Origin of the sequence: Yoonia sp. GPGPB17, assembly GCF_037892195.1 — a bacterium.
Lineage (GTDB): Bacteria > Pseudomonadota > Alphaproteobacteria > Rhodobacterales > Rhodobacteraceae > Yoonia.
Map to the genome: position 1 here is coordinate 1463423 of NZ_JATACI010000002.1, position 17564 is coordinate 1480986.

The 17564-nt window shown below is 57.8% G+C and carries 17 protein-coding genes and 2 pseudogenes; 13 read left to right on the forward strand and 6 right to left on the reverse strand.

Going from position 1 to position 17564, the window contains the following annotated elements:
- Positions 1–16: 16 nt before the first annotated feature.
- The gene (locus tag QTO30_RS07905; RefSeq protein ID WP_340423642.1) at positions 17–670 is read right to left on the reverse strand and encodes a ceramidase domain-containing protein; all 654 of its coding nucleotides are present in this window, start codon (positions 668–670) and stop codon (positions 17–19) included.
- A 10-nt stretch (positions 671–680) separates the two neighbouring features.
- Positions 681–1127, reverse strand: a complete 447-nt coding sequence (locus QTO30_RS07910; protein WP_340423643.1) for a nucleoside deaminase — start codon at positions 1125–1127, stop codon at positions 681–683.
- Between the two features lie 59 nt (positions 1128–1186).
- Between QTO30_RS07910 and QTO30_RS07915 the strand changes: the two genes are divergently transcribed.
- The 12 genes and pseudogenes from QTO30_RS07915 to dtd all read left to right on the forward strand — a co-directional run bounded on the left by QTO30_RS07915 (position 1187) and on the right by dtd (position 10986).
- On the forward strand, positions 1187–1930 hold the full coding sequence (locus QTO30_RS07915; protein ID WP_340423644.1) for a class I SAM-dependent methyltransferase: 744 nt from the start codon (positions 1187–1189) through the stop codon (positions 1928–1930).
- 38 nt (positions 1931–1968) lie between these two features.
- On the forward strand, positions 1969–2739 hold the full coding sequence (locus QTO30_RS07920; protein ID WP_340425901.1) for a pseudouridine synthase: 771 nt from the start codon (positions 1969–1971) through the stop codon (positions 2737–2739).
- 67 nt (positions 2740–2806) lie between these two features.
- Positions 2807–3628, forward strand: a complete 822-nt coding sequence (locus QTO30_RS07925; protein WP_340423645.1) for a TerC family protein — start codon at positions 2807–2809, stop codon at positions 3626–3628.
- 56 nt (positions 3629–3684) lie between these two features.
- Entirely contained in the window at positions 3685–3963 is a 279-nt protein-coding gene (locus tag QTO30_RS07930; protein WP_340423646.1) for a hypothetical protein, read from the forward strand.
- On the forward strand, positions 3887–4783 hold the full coding sequence (locus QTO30_RS07935; RefSeq protein ID WP_340423647.1) for a 5-bromo-4-chloroindolyl phosphate hydrolysis family protein: 897 nt from the start codon (positions 3887–3889) through the stop codon (positions 4781–4783). Before QTO30_RS07930 ends, QTO30_RS07935 begins: the two co-directional genes overlap by 77 nt.
- Positions 4783–5976 (forward strand): toxic anion resistance protein, encoded by a 1194-nt coding sequence (locus tag QTO30_RS07940; RefSeq protein ID WP_340423648.1) that lies wholly within the window; start codon positions 4783–4785, stop codon positions 5974–5976. The genes QTO30_RS07935 and QTO30_RS07940 overlap by 1 nt, the downstream gene beginning before the upstream one ends.
- A 223-nt stretch (positions 5977–6199) precedes the next feature.
- Positions 6200–6943, forward strand: a complete 744-nt coding sequence (locus QTO30_RS07945) for a DUF2927 domain-containing protein (RefSeq protein ID WP_340423649.1) — start codon at positions 6200–6202, stop codon at positions 6941–6943.
- Between the two features lie 47 nt (positions 6944–6990).
- Entirely contained in the window at positions 6991–8100 is a 1110-nt protein-coding gene (locus tag QTO30_RS07950) for an SPFH domain-containing protein (protein ID WP_340423650.1), read from the forward strand.
- A 41-nt stretch (positions 8101–8141) separates the two neighbouring features.
- On the forward strand, positions 8142–8519 hold the full coding sequence (locus QTO30_RS07955) for a hypothetical protein (protein ID WP_340423651.1): 378 nt from the start codon (positions 8142–8144) through the stop codon (positions 8517–8519).
- Between the two features lie 2 nt (positions 8520–8521).
- Positions 8522–9625: a TFIIB-type zinc finger domain-containing protein gene (locus QTO30_RS07960; RefSeq protein ID WP_340423652.1), complete on the forward strand. Its 1104-nt coding sequence runs from the start codon at positions 8522–8524 to the stop codon at positions 9623–9625.
- Between the two features lie 19 nt (positions 9626–9644).
- Positions 9645–10552: pseudogene (locus tag QTO30_RS07965) on the forward strand (carbohydrate kinase family protein).
- A complete protein-coding gene (gene dtd, locus QTO30_RS07970) occupies positions 10549–10986 on the forward strand; it encodes a D-aminoacyl-tRNA deacylase (protein WP_340423653.1) in 438 nt (145 codons plus the stop codon). The pseudogene QTO30_RS07965 and the gene dtd overlap by 4 nt, the downstream one beginning before the upstream one ends.
- A gap of 15 nt (positions 10987–11001) precedes the next feature.
- On the opposite strand, the gene QTO30_RS07975 is transcribed toward dtd, so the two are convergent.
- The 3 genes from QTO30_RS07975 to QTO30_RS07985 form a co-directional block, all read right to left on the reverse strand.
- Positions 11002–11478 (reverse strand): CAP domain-containing protein, encoded by a 477-nt coding sequence (locus QTO30_RS07975; protein WP_340423654.1) that lies wholly within the window; start codon positions 11476–11478, stop codon positions 11002–11004.
- A 203-nt stretch (positions 11479–11681) separates the two neighbouring features.
- Positions 11682–13241, reverse strand: coding sequence for a trimethylamine methyltransferase family protein (locus tag QTO30_RS07980; protein WP_340423655.1), 1560 nt, complete (start codon positions 13239–13241; stop codon positions 11682–11684).
- An 83-nt stretch (positions 13242–13324) separates the two neighbouring features.
- Positions 13325–14029, reverse strand: a complete 705-nt coding sequence (locus QTO30_RS07985; RefSeq protein WP_340423656.1) for an HAD family hydrolase — start codon at positions 14027–14029, stop codon at positions 13325–13327.
- 61 nt (positions 14030–14090) lie between these two features.
- Between QTO30_RS07985 and QTO30_RS07990 the strand changes: the two are divergent.
- A pseudogene (locus tag QTO30_RS07990) lies at positions 14091–17275 on the forward strand (2Fe-2S iron-sulfur cluster-binding protein).
- Here the strand turns inward: QTO30_RS07990 and QTO30_RS07995 are convergent.
- The gene (locus tag QTO30_RS07995; protein WP_340423657.1) at positions 17272–17550 is read right to left on the reverse strand and encodes a DUF3572 domain-containing protein; all 279 of its coding nucleotides are present in this window, start codon (positions 17548–17550) and stop codon (positions 17272–17274) included. The pseudogene QTO30_RS07990 and the gene QTO30_RS07995 sit on opposite strands and share 4 nt — an antisense overlap.
- Positions 17551–17564: the final 14 nt, after the last annotated feature.

The window sequence follows — 17564 nt, forward strand, 5'->3', positions numbered from 1 at the left end:
AATCTGTGTGCTGCGTTTAGCGCCCTGCGCGGTCAGTCGCAAGCATATGGCGCGTGTAAACGTGGATCATCCAGCCCAACATGATGCCGTTGAGGACATGCCATAGGAAATGCGTGCCAAAAGTAATCGTTTCGCACAGCATTTCATCGACCGAACGAAGGGTAATTGACGTGGTCAATATCGCGGCACCGATCATAAAACCGGATGCGATACCGGGCCGACGACGCAAGGGGACGGCATAGATGATCAACAACAAAGGCACGGTCCAGTAAAAGTTGGAAATCGCCAGGAATAGCACCTGCTCGGTCATCCAGATAACAGCGGCAGCATAGGGGAAAAACCCGAGTGTGGCGAGGAATGCGACCCACCCGCGCATCCGGACAATGTCGCGATTGACCGCGAAAAGGTAGATCAGGATGAAAGCCCCGATCGGTGCCACGTCCAAAAGCAATGCCCAGATCGTCGCATGGGTATGGAACAGATAACTGCCGACACCGATCATGAAAAGCACCGCAGTCAGCACACGGGCCAATGGCACGCCTGCGCTGCGTCGCCATAGGATCACCGCCGCTATGATGAATGCAATGTTGGTGACCGCATTCAGCGGCTCCGACCAATAAGTGAAATCCGTCCGCTCGCAGTAACCGTCAACCTGTTCGAACCAGTCCATCAGCCTTCACTTACCTGCGATTTGCAAAGAATGCTTTTAGCAGCGTTTCGGAACGCTGCGCATCAATCCCGTCATAGACCTCTGGCGCGTGATGACACTGTGGATGGTTGAACACGCGCGGCCCTTGCGCAACACCACCTGATTTGGGGTCCGCCGCCCCATAATAAAGCCGCGCAATCCGGGCATTGCTGATGGCCGCCGCACACATCGGACAAGGCTCCAGAGTGACGTAGAGGTCGTAGCCCGTCAGCCGTTCCTGCCCCAAGGCGACACAGGCCGCCCGAATTGCGAGAACTTCGGCATGGGCTGTCGGATCATGCAATTCGCGGGTTCGGTTTCCTGCTTGGGCAATGACACCCTCGGGCCCGGCAACCACAGCCCCCACAGGCACCTCGCCCCTTGCGCCCGCCGCGCCCGCCTCGTCCAAGGCAACATTCATATACGTGCGAAAATCCATACTGCTTTCATGGCGCGCTGTGCTGTGTCACACAAGCCCTAAGCCGGAACGGAGCGGGCATGACCAAAGACATCTATGATCCCGCTTTTGTCGCGGAACTTTTTGACCGCTGTTCGAGCAACTACCGTTGGTGGAGCGAAGTGACATCTTTCGGCTTTGTCGGACGGTGGCGCAAACAATGCGTGGCCCTGCTGCAGAAGGGGTCCTCTGACGCACCCGATATTGTGGATTTGATGGCAGGCACTGGAGAGGTCTGGCCATATCTGCTGGCCCGCTTCCCACAAGTAAACCAGATCATCGCCGTCGATATCTCGCATCAGATGCATCTGCATGCGGTCGCACGCCTTCACGCTGACCGCGCAGACCAGATCACCCATATCGAAGCAAACGCACTGCAAACTGATCTGCCAGCCGATCATGCGGATATGCTGGTCTCCACATTCGGGCTCAAGACTTTCAGCCCCGACCAACAAGCCGTCCTCGCGCGTCAAATTGCGCGAATCCTCAAACCCGGTGGACAATTTGCACTGATTGAAGCCTCGGACCCGAAAGACTGGGGGCTGCGCCCGCTCTATCGGTTTTATCTGGATGGGGTACTGCCTTGGGTGGAACGCTTTTTTCTCAAGGGTGCACAGGATTTCAGTATGATCGGCACCTACACCCGGAATTTTCAGAATTGCGGCCATATGGCAGACGCGTTGCGCGCAGAAGGGCTGGACGTGAACCTCCGCCAGCATTTCTTTGGGTGCGCCAGCAGTGTCTCCGGCAAAAAGCCGATTGCGGCAAAAGCAGCACAGCACTAAAGGGAAGCTATGTCAGTGACCCCACCCCCGGCGACCGTATCGCAAAAGTCCTGTCTCGGGCGGGCATCGCCAGCCGTCGTGAGGCGGAACGGATGATCGAAGACGGGCGCGTGAGCGTGAACGGCAAGACGATCACCAGTCCGGCGCTGAATGTGACGGCCGACGACCGGATTGTGGTGGACGGTAAGCAGGTGGGCGAACCCGATCCGCCGCGGATTTGGCTGTATCACAAGCCTGCGGGTCTCGTGACGACTGAACGGGATGAGAAAGATCGGCCGACGGTTTTCGCGTCGCTGCCCGACAACATGCCGCGTGTGATGTCCGTGGGACGGCTTGACCTGAATTCCGAAGGTCTGTTGCTGCTGACCAACGATGGGGAGGTCAAACGCAAGCTGGAGCTGCCCTCAACCGGCTGGCTGCGCCGCTACCGCGTGCGCATCAACGGGTCTGTCAGTGAGGCCAAACTTGATGAACTGCGCGCCGGGATCACGGTCGAAGGCATCCAATATCAGCCGATGGTCGTGACTTTTGATCGCCAACAAGGCGCTAACGCATGGCTGACGGTCAGCCTGCGCGAGGGCAAAAACCGCGAAATTCGCCGCGCTATGGGGGCGATCGGTGTGACCGTGAACAGATTGATCCGGGTCAGCTATGGCCCTTTCCAGCTTGCAGCACTCAAACAGGGCGAAGTTGAGGAGCTGAAACAGCGCGTTGTGCGTGATCAGCTCGGCATTTCCGGCAAACCGACCCCAAAACGGGTCCGAAAGCCCGTGAATCGCCCCGCAAGGGGGAAAAAGCGGCCCAGTTGAACCTTGTTCTGTCACACATGGTGTGCATGGTGGGGGTAATAAAAATTATCTCCCGGGGGACTTTGCTTTGGCCGACTTGCTGACGCTTGAAAACGCTATCAACCTGATCATGCTGTGCTTTTTGCAGGCAGTTCTGGGTTTCGACAACCTGCTTTACATCTCGATTGAGAGTAAACGCGCACCCGTTGCGCAGCAAAAGGCTGTACGCACATGGGGCATCATCGTCGCCGTGGCCCTGCGCGTGGTGCTGTTGTTCACGATGATTCAGCTGATTGATATGCTCTCCGAGCCGTTCTTTATCATGGACTGGGAAGGTGTGCTTGAAGGCGGCGTGAACTTTGCCACCATCGTTTTTGTCTTTGGTGGGGCGTTCATCATGTATACGGCCGTCAAAGAGATCGGGCATATGCTGTCGATGGAAGACCTGGGGCATGACGTCGAAGGCAAGGGAGCCAAATCGGCCGTACAGGTGGTGATCTTGATTGTTGTCATGAACCTGATCTTTTCGTTCGACTCTGTTCTGTCAGCGCTTGCGATCACCGACGTGTTCCCGATCCTTGCGTTTGCGATCATTCTGTCCGGGCTTGCTATGCTGCTGCTGGCAGACGGCGTGACCCGTTTTCTAGAGAAGAACCGCATGTACGAGGTGCTTGGTCTTTTCATCCTCCTCATCGTCGGTGTTGTCTTGCTTGGAGAAGCTGGTCCTGCCGCCGCCCACGCAATGCATGATGACAGCTTGCAAATCATGGTCTTTGGTCAGGATATCATCCCGATGTCGAAATCCACTTTCTACTTCTCGGTGGTTGTTCTGGTCGCGGTGGAAATCATTCAATCCGGCTATACGCGCAAACTGAACGCAGAGCGTGCAGCGTTGCAAAGACACTCGTAAATTCACCACATCCAACCTATCTGAAACGATGATGATATTGGCGGAGGACTACGAAAATGGTGCGATTGATCCTTGTTGTTGCCTTTGTGGCCGTGGTTGCGATTGCAATCATTGCGGTGCTGGGAACAATGATGGCGGTCACCCAAACCAGCGCTGGAAAGGATACTGACGACATGCCTGCGAAATTCGGACGGATTACTTATGTCTTGCTGGTCGTGCTGATGTTTGGTGTTGCCTCCGGCTGGCTGGGGGTACCTGATGGCCAAGCGCTTTGGCGGCAAATTCAGCCCAGACGGCCAGATATCAACCGGCCAACGCGTCACGGTGGAAAGTGATCAAAAAATCGCTGTATCCAGCGGGCGGGTCAAGCTACTTTATGTGCCTGCAATTGTCTTGGCCGCCACATCGCTGAACGAAGGCCCGGTGACGCTAGTGACGGCGCTTGTGGGTGCTGCGATTCTGACGCTTGCAGCATGGCTGCTACAAGAGGGGCTGGAGGCCGAAGCCGCCTACAACGCTCGCAAAGTCGCCCGCCGCCCTGCCCTACCACGCAAGATGCTGGCCACGGTTCTGACAGGCGTAGGTGTAGCGATTGCCGCTTACACTGGGGACAGTGGCACGATTGGCTCGGTTCTTTATGGCATCGCCGCGGCTGGCCTGCACACCGCAACCTTCGGCATTGATCCAATGTCCGACAAACGCATGGAAGGTGTCGATACCTTTCAACAGGACCGCGTCGCCCGTGTGGTGGACGAGGCAGAGGCTTATCTGGATGTCATGAAATCCCAGATTGAAGCAGTGTCAGATCGCCGCCTGACCGAGCGGATTGAGGATTTCCAGATCATCGCCCGCCGCATGATCCGGACGGTCGAGGAAGACCCACGTGATCTGAGCGGCGCTCGGAAGTTCCTGAGCGTCTACCTGATGGGCGCGCGTGATGCGACGATCAAGTTTGTCGACCTCTACACGCGCAAGAAAGACACCGATGTGCGTGCGGATTACGAGGCGCTTTTGGACGATCTGGAACAGAACTTTGCCGCCCGCACCGACAAAATGCTGCTCGATGATCGCAGCGATGTGGATATTGAAATCAAAGTGCTCCGCGACCGCCTCCAACGCGAGGGTGTGAGCTTGAAAACGAAAGGGAACGATTAATGTCAGAGACTGTCCGCCAGAAGGCCGAAGCAGCACTTGCCGAAGTCGAAAAAGTCACCGCAGTTGTGCTGCCGGAACCCAAAGGGGAACTGGTCACGCTAGAGGTCGCTGATCCACCGACCAGCGCCGAGATCGAAAAACGCGTGGCTGAGATCAACATCGAAGACACAAATTCTATCGTATCTTTCGGCTCTTCAGCCCAAGCAGAATTGCAGGAAATCAGCCAGTCCATGCTGGCAGGTGTACGCAACAAGGATGTTGGCCCTGCGGGGGACAGCCTGCGCAATATCGTGACCACGATCCGCGGTTTCTCGATCTCTGAATTGGACGTGCGCCGCGAACGCAGCTGGTGGGAAAGACTGCTGGGCCGCGCTGCACCGATGGCGAAATTCGCGGCACGTTTTGAAGAGGTGCAAGGCCAGATTGACCACATCACCGACGATCTGCTGAAGCATGAACATGTGTTGCTGAAGGACATCGAAAGCCTTGATGTGCTGTATGATAAGACGCTGCAATTCTACGACGAATTGGGCCTCTACATTGCGGCCGGTGAAGCCAAGATTGCTGATCTGGACGCCACAACAATCCCCGCCAAAGAGGCCGAAGTGCAGGCCGCCGCAGAAGATCAGGCCGTGATGAAGGCGCAGGAACTGCGCGATCTGCGCTCGGCCCGCGATGATCTGGAACGTCGTGTCCATGATCTGAAACTAACCCGTCAGGTGACGATGCAATCGCTGCCGTCAATCCGTCTGGTGCAGGAAAACGACAAGTCACTGGTCACAAAGATCAATTCAACGTTGGTCAACACAGTTCCGCTGTGGGAAACCCAACTGGCGCAGGCCGTAACGATACAACGGTCATCCGAAGCGGCAGAGGCTGTACGCGATGCCAACGACCTGACCAACGAGTTGCTGAAAGCCAACGCCGAAAACCTGCGCTCTGCCAACAAGACCATCCGCGAGGAAATGGAACGCGGTGTGTTTGATATCAACGCCGTGAAAGAGGCGAACGCCAACCTGATCGCCACGATCAACGAAAGCCTTGAGATTGCCGATGAAGGCAAGCGTAAGCGGGCCGAGGCTGAGACCGAGTTGCAGAAGATGGAGCAGGAGTTGAAAGAGACGCTTGCTGCCGCCAAGGCACGCGGCACGGGCACTGGCGATACCATCGGCACGGCGGCTGGTGCTGAATAAGACATGGAGATTGGGGGCAACACAAAACGCGTCCTGATGCTCGTCCTTGCGACGGCGCTGATGGGCTGTGATTTGCTGATGCCCCCTGTTGCACCCCCCACGACTCCGCCGACTATAGAACCGCAGCCGCCTGCTAAGCTCGGTTGTTACGCCCCCTAGTCAGGCCAGCCGAGATCTGACGACCTATTATACGCGCCTGCAAAATGACCTTCTGAGCCAAGGTTTGTTACGCGGTGACGGTGGCGGGCCTGATACACCTTTCACTGACACCCAGCTTGCCCGGAACTTTGTACGCATTGCATTATTCAACGAGTACCGGGATGACAGTGACTTTCAGCGCCCGCAGGCCACAATCTCCAAACTACGCCGCTGGACCGGACCGATCCGCATGTCGGTCGAGTTTGGCGATACAGTGCCCCTCGCCCAGCGCGATCTGGATTTGGCGAGCGTCAGCGCTTACGCTGCAAGGCTGTCGCGCGCCTCGGGCGTGCCGATCCGGATTACAGACCGTAACCCGAACTTCCGTGTTCTGTTCCTTGGTGAAGACGACCGGCGCGCTTACGGCCCGCGCCTGCGCGAAATCATCCCGAGTATTTCGGACGCAACGGTGCGCACCTTTGTGAACCTGCCGCGCGACCAGCTTTGCGTTGTCATCGGCACCTTCGCGCCCGGGCAATCGAGCTACACCAAAGCCGTTGCGATGATCCGCGCGGAACATCCCAACCTGATGCGCAGCGCCTGCATTCACGAAGAACTGGCCCAAGGCATGGGGCTTGCCAACGACAGCCCCGGCGCGCGCCCATCGATCTTCAACGATGACGAAGAATTCGCGCTGCTGACGGGGCATGATGAGTTGCTGCTGCGCATGCTTTACGACCCGCGCCTGCAAACCGGCATGGACCCGGCTGTGGCCGCCCCGATTGCGCGCCAAATCGCACGTGACTACCTGACGCCAGGACAAAGCTAACCGGATGCCCCTCGCATCCATACTGACTGAACCACGGAGGCCATATCATGGGCATTTTCGATTTTCTGACCGGTGAATTCATCGACGTCATCCATTGGACCGACAAGACCCGCGACACGATGGTCTGGCGGTTTGAACGCGAAGGCCATGAGATCAAGTACGGCGCAAAGCTGACCGTGCGTGAAGGTCAGGCGGCAGTGTTTGTACACGAGGGCCAGCTGGCGGATGTGTTCACCCCCGGTCTGTACATGTTGGAAACCAACAACATGCCGATCATGACAACCCTGCAACATTGGGATCATGGTTTCAAAAGTCCTTTCAAATCAGAGGTTTACTACGTCAACACGACGCGTTTCTCGAACCTCAAATGGGGGACGAAGAACCCCATCATGGTGCGCGATCCAGAGTTCGGGCCCACCCGCTTGCGGGCCTTTGGCACCTATACGGTCAAGGTCGCGGACCCTGCCGTTTTCCTGCGCGAGATCGTCGGCACCGATGGCGAATTCACCATGGATGAAATCAGCTATCAAATCCGCAACATCATTGTGCAAGAGTTTAGCCGTGTGATCGCGCAATCCGGCATTCCGGTGCTGGATATGGCGGCGAATACGGCTGATCTGGGCAAACTGATTGCCTCCGCGATTGATCCCACCATGAAGCAATACGGACTGACGATCCCCGAGCTTTACATCGAAAACATCAGCCTGCCACCTGCGGTGGAAGAGGCGCTGGACAAACGCACGTCCATGGGCCTCGCCGGGGACTTGGGCAAGTTCACGCAATACTCCGCAGCCGAAGCGATGACCTCTGCCGCCGATAACCCTGCGGGTGGTGGCATGGCTGCCGGTCTGGGTGCAGGCATGGGCATGGCGATGGGCAACATGATGATGAACCCCGGTCCTTGGGGGCAGCAACAACCAGCTGCGGCACCTCCCCCACCACCCCCGCCTGTTGAGCATGTCTGGCATGTCGCCAGAGGCGGCGACGTCACCGGCCCGTTTTCCAAGGCTGCTATGGGCCGAATGGTAACCGATGGTAAACTGGATCGTGACAGCATGGTCTGGACCCAAGGTCAGGACGGCTGGATGGCGGCGGGTGAGGTGATGGAGCTGGCCCAGCTGTTTACGATCATGCCACCACCACCGCCCGGCGCATGACGCGACGGCGGCTTACAATACTGCTGCATTGGTCAACGCTGATGCTGGTGCTGATCATGGTCAAGGGCGGCACGTCTGCGGCTTGGGTCCGCTGGACCTTTGTAGTGGGCGGCGCGGTATGGATCGGGATGGCACTCACCCGCGGCATGATGGGCAAACCGGGTCCGAAGCTGACGGGCACGCTGCGCACCGCCTATCCTTGGATGCATCGGGGCATGTATGCGATGCTGGCAATGACTGTGGCACTAAATGCAGCGGCGCTTATCGGCTGGATGCCACACGATACCGGATGGGTGGCCCTTCTGGTGTTGCTGGCGGTTGGCACGATGCATGGGCTGTTTCATTTCTGGCGGCACAATGTACTGTTTGACGGGGCTTTGCGGGTGATGACGCCGCGCTTTCTGCATAAGATACTTTGAGCATGGCTGACGGACAGACACCAGAGAACGAACACCGCTTTCCCTGCGATGCCTGCGGGTCAGACCTGCGGTTTGATCCCGGTGATCATCAGCTGACCTGCGATCACTGCGGCAATGTGCAGGCAATTGAGAGTGCGGGCCCCTGGGCAGGCAGCATTGTCGAGCTGGACTTTCAACGCGCAGTCCAAAACCGGCTTGCCGAGGCCGATATTGAAGAAACACGTGTGAACGCCTGCCCCAACTGCGGCGCACAAACCGAGTTTGATCCGGACATCCATGCCGCCGAATGCCCGTTCTGCGCCACCCCCGTTGTCACAGACACCGGGACGCACCGCCATATTAAACCGCGCGGATTGTTGCCCTTTGGGCTGGAAGAAGGACAGGCCCATGATGCGATGGCCGAATGGCTTGGCAGTCTGTGGTTCGCCCCCAACGGGTTGAACGACTACGCCCGCAAAGGGCGCAAGATGAATGGTATCTATGTGCCATATTGGACCTTTGATGCGGACACCAAAAGCCATTACACGGGCCAGCGCGGCACACATTATTATGTCACCAAAACGGTCGTGCGTGACGGCAAGCGCCAGAATGTGCGTGTGCGCAAGACCCGCTGGCGGCCCGCGTCTGGTCGGGTGGCACGGTTCTTTGACGATGTTCTGGTGCTCGCTTCACGCTCACTGCCCAAGACATACACTGATGGCCTAGAGCCGTGGGACCTCTCCGCGCTGGAACCTTACAACCCCGAATACCTTGCCGGGTTTCGGGCGGAAGGCTATCAGATCGAACTGGCGGATGGTTTTACCGAAGCCCGCGCCTATATGGACCGGATGATCCATCGCGATGTAAAATACGACATCGGCGGCGATGCACAGCGGGTGCATTCAGTGGATACCGATGTGCAGGACGTCACATTTAAGCATGTGCTGCTGCCCGTCTGGTTGGCCGCCTATAAGTATCGTGGGCAGACCTACCGTTTTGTTGTGAACGGACGCACGGGCCGGGTGCAGGGTGAGCGTCCCTATTCCGCATGGAAAATCGCGTTTGCAGTGACACTTGGACTAATCCTTGCGCTTGGCGTCGGATTTGTTATCGCTAACAGTCAATAAAAAACTGGAAGGTGCCCCAATGATCCTGTGCTGTGGTGAAGCCCTGATTGATATGTTGCCGCGTCAAACGGCGGCTGGTGAAAGCGCCTTTGCGCCACATGCTTAAGCGGGTCAGTGTTTAACACGGCCGTTGCCTTGGGACGGCTGGGTGCGCCGGTGCAGTTTTTCTCGGGCCTGTCGTCGGATCTATTCGGCGACGTTTTGCGTGGCCAGTTGTCCGCATCGCAGGTTGATAGCAGCCCTGCTGCAATCTCAGACCGCCCAACGACACTCGCTTTTGTAACCTTGACGAATGGCCATGCATCTTACGCCTTTTATGACGAAAACACCGCAGGCCGCATGCTGTCTGCCGATGATCTGCCACAGACGAACGCCAATGCACTGTTCTTTGGCGGCATCAGCCTTGTCGTCGAACCATGTGGTGCCGCCTATGAGACCATGATGCTGCGCAATGCATCGCGGCGACTGACCATGATTGACCCCAATATCCGCCCATCTTTCATTACAGATGAAGCCGCATATCGTGCGCGTCTGACCCGCATGATGGGCGTAGCCGACATTATCAAAACCTCAGACGAAGACCTGGAATGGATTGTTGGCGATACGGATGCGAACGCGTTGCTGGCCAATACTGGCGCGCGGGTTGTTCTACTAACGCGTGGTCGTGATGGCGTCAGTATTGTGACGGCCAATGGCACCTATGACGTGCCAGCCGAGAAGGTGCAGGTTGTCGATACCGTTGGAGCGGGCGACACCTTTAGCGCCGGTTTCATGGCCCAACTACACAAGAGCGGGCATTTGACCAAAGACGGTATTGGCCACGCATCTGAGGCTGATTTGCGCGCTGCTGCAACCTTTGGCGCCAAGGCCGCTGCGATCACGGTCAGCCGTGCAGGGGCTAACCCACCCTGGAGTTCCGAGCTGTGAGGGCGCTTGTCCAACGCGTGACCGAGGCGTCGGTTCGGGTCGATGGTCAGCTGCTCGGGGAGGTCGGCAGAGGCTTGTTGATCCTAGTCTGTGCGATGGAGGGCGACGATGCTGCGAAATCTAAAGCTCTAGCCGCCAAAATCAGCAAGCTGCGCATCTTTACAGACGACGCAGGCAAAATGAACAAGTCACTTGTGGACGTCGGCGGCGCAGCCCTGATTGTGAGCCAATTCACACTGGCTGCCGATACGTCACGTGGCAATCGCCCCGGGTTTTCAGCAGCGGCCAAGCCGGATATTGGTCGGGCGCTCTATGAACAGTTCATCGCGGATGTTTCAGCGCTCGGCATCCAAACGGCCACCGGATCATTTGGCGCTGACATGGCTGTCAACCTGACAAACGATGGACCGGTGACCATTTGGATGGACGTTTAGGCTAGGTTGAACGCACTAGCACTGCTTGCCCACAACCAAGACCCAGTAAGGGCCTTTCGCGGTTTGGCTGATGCCGATGCCGAATTCTTCAATACGTGGGTGCAGCATGTTGCGACGGTGACCGGGTGAATTCAGCCAGCCGTTCACGATCTGCTCAGAACGCGGATAGCCCCAGGCCAGATTTTCGGCCACGATGCAATCATTGTATCCGGCCTGCTGGACACGTGTCTGGGGGCGCGAGCCATCTGTTCCTCGGTGATCAAAAAAATCGTTCAACCCCATGTCACAAGCGTGAACCATCGCGGCCTGCCCCAGCTTGCGGTTGAAACGCAGGGGCGCTTCGCCATTGGCGCGGCGGCTTTGGTTCAAACCGGCCGCGATTTCGGTCGCGAGCTGATTGACGTTTGCCGGTGCCACACAGTTAGCGGCAGCCGCAGTTGTGCCAACAAAGGAAAGGGCCATCACGGCCACCAAGCTTGCAAAGCGATTCATTGATCTGTCCCGTCGTGAGTAAGTTCAACCTAGGGTTCGCAAATGATCAGGGCAACGCTATGGCAACCCGGGGGCAGCGCGGCGGCAATTACATGCCGAGTTCTATCAATTTGCGACGAACCACCCCAGAAGGCGAAAACTGTTCTTGTAACGTGGATAATCGACAAGCAGAACACACAAAATGTGGGATGATCCACCTGACCTTAGAAATCCGTCGGTGCCCCACCTTCCGCCTTGCGTCGGTCGACAAAGGCCGTCAGTTCCTCTTTCACCGCGTCATCCATCGGCGGTTCTTCAAACTGCGCAATGATATCTTTGAAGGTCCGATGCGCCCGTTCCGCAGTCCAGATACCACCTGCGGCTTCCCACGCCTCAAAATTGCGCCAATCCGAGACGAAGGGTTGATAAAACGCCTCTTCATAGCGTTCTTGGGTGTGTTCGATGCCAAAGAAGTGGCCGTTCGGCCCGACCTCTTTGATCGCATCAATCGCAATGTCGTCCGGGGTGGTCGCCACAATCTGCGGCTCCATGTAGCGCTGAATCATCTGAATGACTTCACAATCCATGACGAATTTCTCTGGTGAGGCAACCAAGCCGCCTTCCAGCCAACCGGCGGCATGATAAACCACATTTGTCCCTGACTGCACCGCGGACCAAAGCGAATTCGACGTCTCCCACATCGCTTGCCCATCGGGCACATTCGCCGCACAGACACCCGAGGCCCGCATGGGCAGCCCATAGAACCGGGCCATCTGTCCGGTGATTTGCGTGGCGCGCATGTATTCGGGTGTGCCGAAGGCGGGGGCCCCGGATTTCATATCGACATTGCTGGTGAATGTGCCAATCACGCAGGCCGCGCCGGGACGCACATATTGAAACAGCGCAATCGCGCTGATCGCCTCGGCAATCGACAGCGTGACGGCGCCGGTCATTGTCACAGGGGCCATCGCCCCGGCCAGCGTAAAGGGCGTGACGACAACCGCCTGTCCGCGCCGCACACAACGCAGGCAACCGTCAATCATCGGCACGTCATGTTTCAGCGGCGAGGTTGAATTGATGTTGGTGTACATATGCGGTTTGGACACGAACTCTTCTTCGCTCAGGCTGCCCGCGATCTTGACCATCTCCATCACGTCTTCGACGCGTTCTTTACCCAGCGAGTAAGCGTGCGCGACTTTGTCGGTCAGGGTCATTTTGTCATAGACCACATCGAGATGGCGGACCGAGGCGTGCACATCGACGGGTTCCACGGGATAGCCGCCCGCAAAGTGGATGCAGTTGAAGTATTGTGTCAGGCGCAACAGATTGGCGCATTGTGCGCGGCTGCCCGAGACTTTCTTGCCGATCTCAAGATCAAAGTAATTGGGTGGCGAGGACACATTGCCAAAAAGGATGTGCTTGCCACCTATCGTGATCTTTTTGTCGGGGTTGCGGGGCGTGATATCAAATTGGGCCGGGGCATGCCCCAGCATCTCCATCACCCAATCGCGGCCCATACGCACGTTGGTCCCATCGACGGTACAACCCGCCTGTTTGAACAGCGCCAACGCCTCTTCGTTCAGGAACTCGATTCCGATATCTTCCAGAATGCGCATCGCCCCATTGTGAATGGCCTGTACACCATCGGTATCAAGCGGTTCTGTCGGGTGGTCCGTATTGACCGGAAGACGCCAGGGCATCTGCTCAATGGTGGCGGACCCGCGCCGGTTTGCAGCCCCAGCGCGCCCGCCGCCGCGCCGCCTTGGTTTACTTGTGTCTGCCATCCGTCGACCCCTCACTACTTAAGGGCCAGCATCGCAAAGGGCAGCGGACAGCGATGACGGGAAACCGACAAATGATGTCGGATTCAGAGCGCAAGCAGGTTTTCTGATTTCAGCCAGTCAGGGATACCGCCGATGTCAGGCAAGACAGCATCTGCAAAAGGCGCAAGTTCTTCGTGCGGCGCGGGGCCTGTCAGCACACCAATTGTCCGCATGCCTGCCGCCTGCCCGGCATGCAGGTCATGTGTACTGTCGCCCACCATCAGGCAATGCGCCACATCCAATCCGGTTTGCGCACAAAAGGCATGCAACTGCCCCGGCGCAGGTTTACCACCATGCCCGCTGTCATAGCCTGCGATGAAATCAAACTGATCAATGATACCCGCACGGCCCAAATGTGCGCGCGCCGGGGCCTCAGCGTCGTTGGTTGCAATGCCAAGTGACAAGCCCAGTCCCCGCAGTTGCGTGAAATAACTTTGCAAGGGCACAGCTTCGATCTGGGTCACTGCGGCGGCGGCTGCATTCATGCGCGCCAGCAGAGCATCCGTTTCCAGATCAGGCAAAACGGTACGGATCTTGTCCGCCAACTCGCCCGCCGTCGATGCAATCACCATGCTCTCCGGGCGGAACGTGGCTGTTTCGACGTCGTAGCCCAAAGCATCAGCCAGACGCGCAAACAACACCGGGTCGCCCCCAGTTTCTGCCGCCAACATCCCGCGCGTCCAGGCCCCCCATGTGGCGTTGAAATCAAACAAGGTGCCGTCCTTGTCGAAAATGATACCCTTGATCATGGAATGCTCCGTTGTTCGTGCATTGACACCCGACCCTGCGCGCAAGACGGTGTCAATCAACATGTTGAAACTCCGCTCTTATGCCGCCCGCCCGATGCACCTTGGCCCTTTTCCACTAGAGAGCCTGCGCCGAACACAAACGGTGGATTTGTCCGCTTTGCCGCCGATGACGGGGCTGTCTTTTCGCAGACCAAAAGACCCCCATAGCATCGTGAATGCGATGCAGGATTACCAGGCGATGCTGGATGCGACCCGTGACGGGATGATCAAGCGCGAGATCGCCGAGATACCCGCTGATCTGACCGAGCGGGCCAATCATCTCAAGGCCTTTGGATACTACTGTGACGCGAGCATGGTTGGTGTTTGCGAGGTGCCGGACGCTGCTTGGCTGCACACACCCATTACGAACCCTGATGTTGACCGGTTGGCCGACAAACTGCGTATGACCCAACCCAAATCGCTGGCTGCTGGGATTGATGTGATCATGGCAGGCCTGCGCGAAAGCATGGCGCTGCCACCGGTTGATTGCCGCCATCATACCCATGCGCTGTTGTTTCTTTACGATCACCCCCGCGCGCCAAAACAAGGCGAGCAGGGGGCCGACTGGATCAAGGACGCCCTGCCCCAGCGTGCCTGTTTGCGCGGGATGGAAACAGCCGTCACCTTGGCCAGCTACATCCGCACATTGGGCTACGATGCGCGCGCGCACTCGATGGCCGCGTCAGATGTTCATTTGGGCGCTCTTGCGGCCCTATCGGGCCTTGTCGCGTTAGAAGACGGCACGTTGAGCAATCCTTTCACAGGCGACCACTATGGGCTTGCCGCCGTGACAACCACGCTAGAGATGGCACCGGACCAACCGATTGCGCCGGGGCAGAAGCCACCAAGCAGTTATCGTACCGGGCTTGGCGATCACGCGAAATCCGCACGCACACGCGATCCGTTTGCCAAACGTGATTTTACTCTTGGGCCCCATCCATTTGAAACGCTCAAGTGTGTTGATGAGCCCACAACCTATATCGACCGTCCCAATGTGGCGCGCGTGCCGAAACGCGCCAATATGTTCGTGCGTGGCCTGTTTGGCGACATGGGCAAGCACGTCCAAGAGGCAACAAAAAACGGCAACTACGTGCGCAAATCAGCGGCTGCCTTTGCCTTTCGACCCTCACTTGGAGCCTTCGTTCTCTTGCAGGATGGTGATGCGGTAGGTGAACCCGTCGCAGATACTCCTGAAAATAACGCCGCCAATATCAAGGCAGCACTTTATTTCCTCGGTGTCGATGCTGTCGGCCTCTCGGCCTGCCCTGACTGGACCTACTACAGCCATGACACCACCGGCGCACCGATCACGCCTTACCACGACAACGCCATTTCGATGATCATCGATCAGGGGCACGAGACGATGGAAGGCGCGTCGGGCGATGACTGGATCGCCTGCGCCCAGTCCATGCGCGCCTATCTGCGGTTTTCGCTTCTGGGCGGGGTTCTGGCTCAGCACCTGCGCAACCTTGGCTACACCGCCCGCGTGCATTCGGTGATGGATGAAGAGGTGCTGCATCCGCCCCTCTTACTGCTGTCGGGGCTGGGCGAGGTCAGCCGTATTGGCGAGGTCATCCTCAACCCGTTCCTTGGGCCCCGCCTGAAGTCGGGCGTTGTCACCACCAATATGCCGATGACCCACGACAGGCCTATCGACTTTGGCCTGCAAAAGTTCTGCGATGCCTGCAACAAATGCGCGCGTGAATGCCCGTCGGGTGCGATCACCGCCGGGCCGAAACTGATGTTCAACGGCTATGAGATCTGGAAATCCGACAGCCAGAAATGCACCACCTACCGCGTCAGCCAGAAGAATGGTGCGATGTGTGGGCGCTGCATGAAAACCTGCCCGTGGAACCTTGAAGGGCTGTTTTCAGAGGCGCCTTTCCGCAAACTTGCGATGACGGTGCCGCAGGCCGCCAAATCACTGGCTGCGCTGGACGACAGGCTGGGCAAGGGATCAATCAACCCAGTCAAGAAATGGTGGTGGGATTTGGAGATGGAGGACGATGGCGCCTACCGCCCCTCGCGCCACCCGGTGAATGCGCGCGACTTGCAGACGGACCTTGATTTGACGTTCGCAGATCAAACGCTTGCGGTCTACCCCGCACCCCTTGCGCCACCGCCCTACCCATGGCCCGCACCAATGGATCGCGAGGCAGGCATTGCGGCCTATGCGGCGATGATCCCGGCTGATGAGCACCGCAAGCGACGCAAAGCAGGCCAGCCGCCCGAGCATGTCTACATGCCAAATCAGGGCGATGCGCCCGTGATCCTCGTCATCATCAGCAAAGCCGAAAAGATGACCGACGCGGTCACGAAGTACGAGTTTTCAATGCCGGATGGCAGCGATCTCCCCCGGCCTCCGCTGGCGCACATATTGATGTGGTCGTCGCACCTGAGTTCTTCCGCCAATACTCGCTCAGCGGTGATCCCGCCGACCGAAGCAAGTATCAGATTGCCGTACTGCGCGAAGACGACGGGCGTGGAGGTTCAAAGCTGATGCACCGGATCTTTGAAGAAGGCAGGCGCGTCTTTATCTCTCCTCCGATCAATCATTTTCCGCTAGTTGAGAATACCAGCAAGACACTGCTGATGGGTGGCGGGATCGGGATCACACCCATGATCGCCATGGCACACCGGCTTAATGCACTCGGGGCCAATTTCGCCCTGCATTACAGCATGCGTCGGAGGTCTGATGCGGGGTTCCTGGACGATCTGGCACAGATGCCTTGGGCGGACAAAGTGCATTTGTATGTCTCCGAGGAAGGTGCCCGCGCCGACCTTGCGGCACTGACCCGGTACGAGGCTGGTGCACATATCTACACCTGCGGACCGGACGCCTATATGGCCGCGGTGATGGGTGCCGCAGAGGCAAATGGTTTCCCCGAAGACGCGCGGCACCTAGAATATTTCGCCGTGCCGGATCAGCCAGAGTATGAAAACCACCCCTTCACTTTGATCTTGAATGATGGACGCGAAATTGCGGTTTCAGCTGATGAAACGGCCACTGATGCCCTGAACGCTGCGGGCATTCATGTCGATGTGAAATGTGCGGACGGTCTTTGCGGTGTCTGCAAATGTGGCTTGCAGGAAGGGGCTGTCGAGCATCGCGATTTCGTGCTCTCAAAGGCGCAACGCGAGACCGAAATTATCCTCTGCCAAAGCCGCGCCGCAGCGCCGGGTGGCAAGATCAAAATCGACCTCTAGGTCCAATGCACGGTTTCCGCGCCCGGCAAGGCATAGCGTGCAAGCAGCGGTTGGTCATAGGCCAGACCGACCGTGTCACAAAACGCAACGACCCAAGCATCGTCCATCGTGATGAACTCAAGCACCGCAGCCTGAAAGGCAGCATCCGTCGCACGCGCACGCAGGTCATCAACCGACCCGCCAGAGGCACCCAGGAAAATAGGACACAACTCATCATTTGCGGCCAGCCACGCCAGTCCCTGAAGCGCAATGACCTCGGCCTGTTCTTGTTGCATTCATCTTCCTTACG

Bases quoted from the DNA above. Each gene is read 5' to 3' on its own strand.
- QTO30_RS07940 (WP_340423648.1), top strand. From the start codon at position 4,783: ATGTCAGAGACTGTCCGCCAGAAGGCCGAAGCAGCACTTGCCGAAGTC.
- QTO30_RS07960 (WP_340423652.1), top strand. From the start codon at position 8,522: ATGGCTGACGGACAGACACCAGAGAACGAACACCGCTTTCCCTGCGAT.
- QTO30_RS07930 (WP_340423646.1), top strand. From the start codon at position 3,685: ATGGTGCGATTGATCCTTGTTGTTGCCTTTGTGGCCGTGGTTGCGATT.
- QTO30_RS07975 (WP_340423654.1), bottom strand. From the start codon at position 11,478: ATGAATCGCTTTGCAAGCTTGGTGGCCGTGATGGCCCTTTCCTTTGTT.
- QTO30_RS07980 (WP_340423655.1), bottom strand. From the start codon at position 13,241: ATGGCAGACACAAGTAAACCAAGGCGGCGCGGCGGCGGGCGCGCTGGG.
- QTO30_RS07985 (WP_340423656.1), bottom strand. From the start codon at position 14,029: ATGATCAAGGGTATCATTTTCGACAAGGACGGCACCTTGTTTGATTTC.
- QTO30_RS07910 (WP_340423643.1), bottom strand. From the start codon at position 1,127: ATGGATTTTCGCACGTATATGAATGTTGCCTTGGACGAGGCGGGCGCG.
- QTO30_RS07905 (WP_340423642.1), bottom strand. From the start codon at position 670: ATGGACTGGTTCGAACAGGTTGACGGTTACTGCGAGCGGACGGATTTC.
- QTO30_RS07995 (WP_340423657.1), bottom strand. From the start codon at position 17,550: ATGCAACAAGAACAGGCCGAGGTCATTGCGCTTCAGGGACTGGCGTGG.
- QTO30_RS07955 (WP_340423651.1), top strand. From the start codon at position 8,142: ATGCTGGTGCTGATCATGGTCAAGGGCGGCACGTCTGCGGCTTGGGTC.
- QTO30_RS07935 (WP_340423647.1), top strand. From the start codon at position 3,887: ATGGCCAAGCGCTTTGGCGGCAAATTCAGCCCAGACGGCCAGATATCA.
- QTO30_RS07915 (WP_340423644.1), top strand. From the start codon at position 1,187: ATGACCAAAGACATCTATGATCCCGCTTTTGTCGCGGAACTTTTTGAC.
- QTO30_RS07950 (WP_340423650.1), top strand. From the start codon at position 6,991: ATGGGCATTTTCGATTTTCTGACCGGTGAATTCATCGACGTCATCCAT.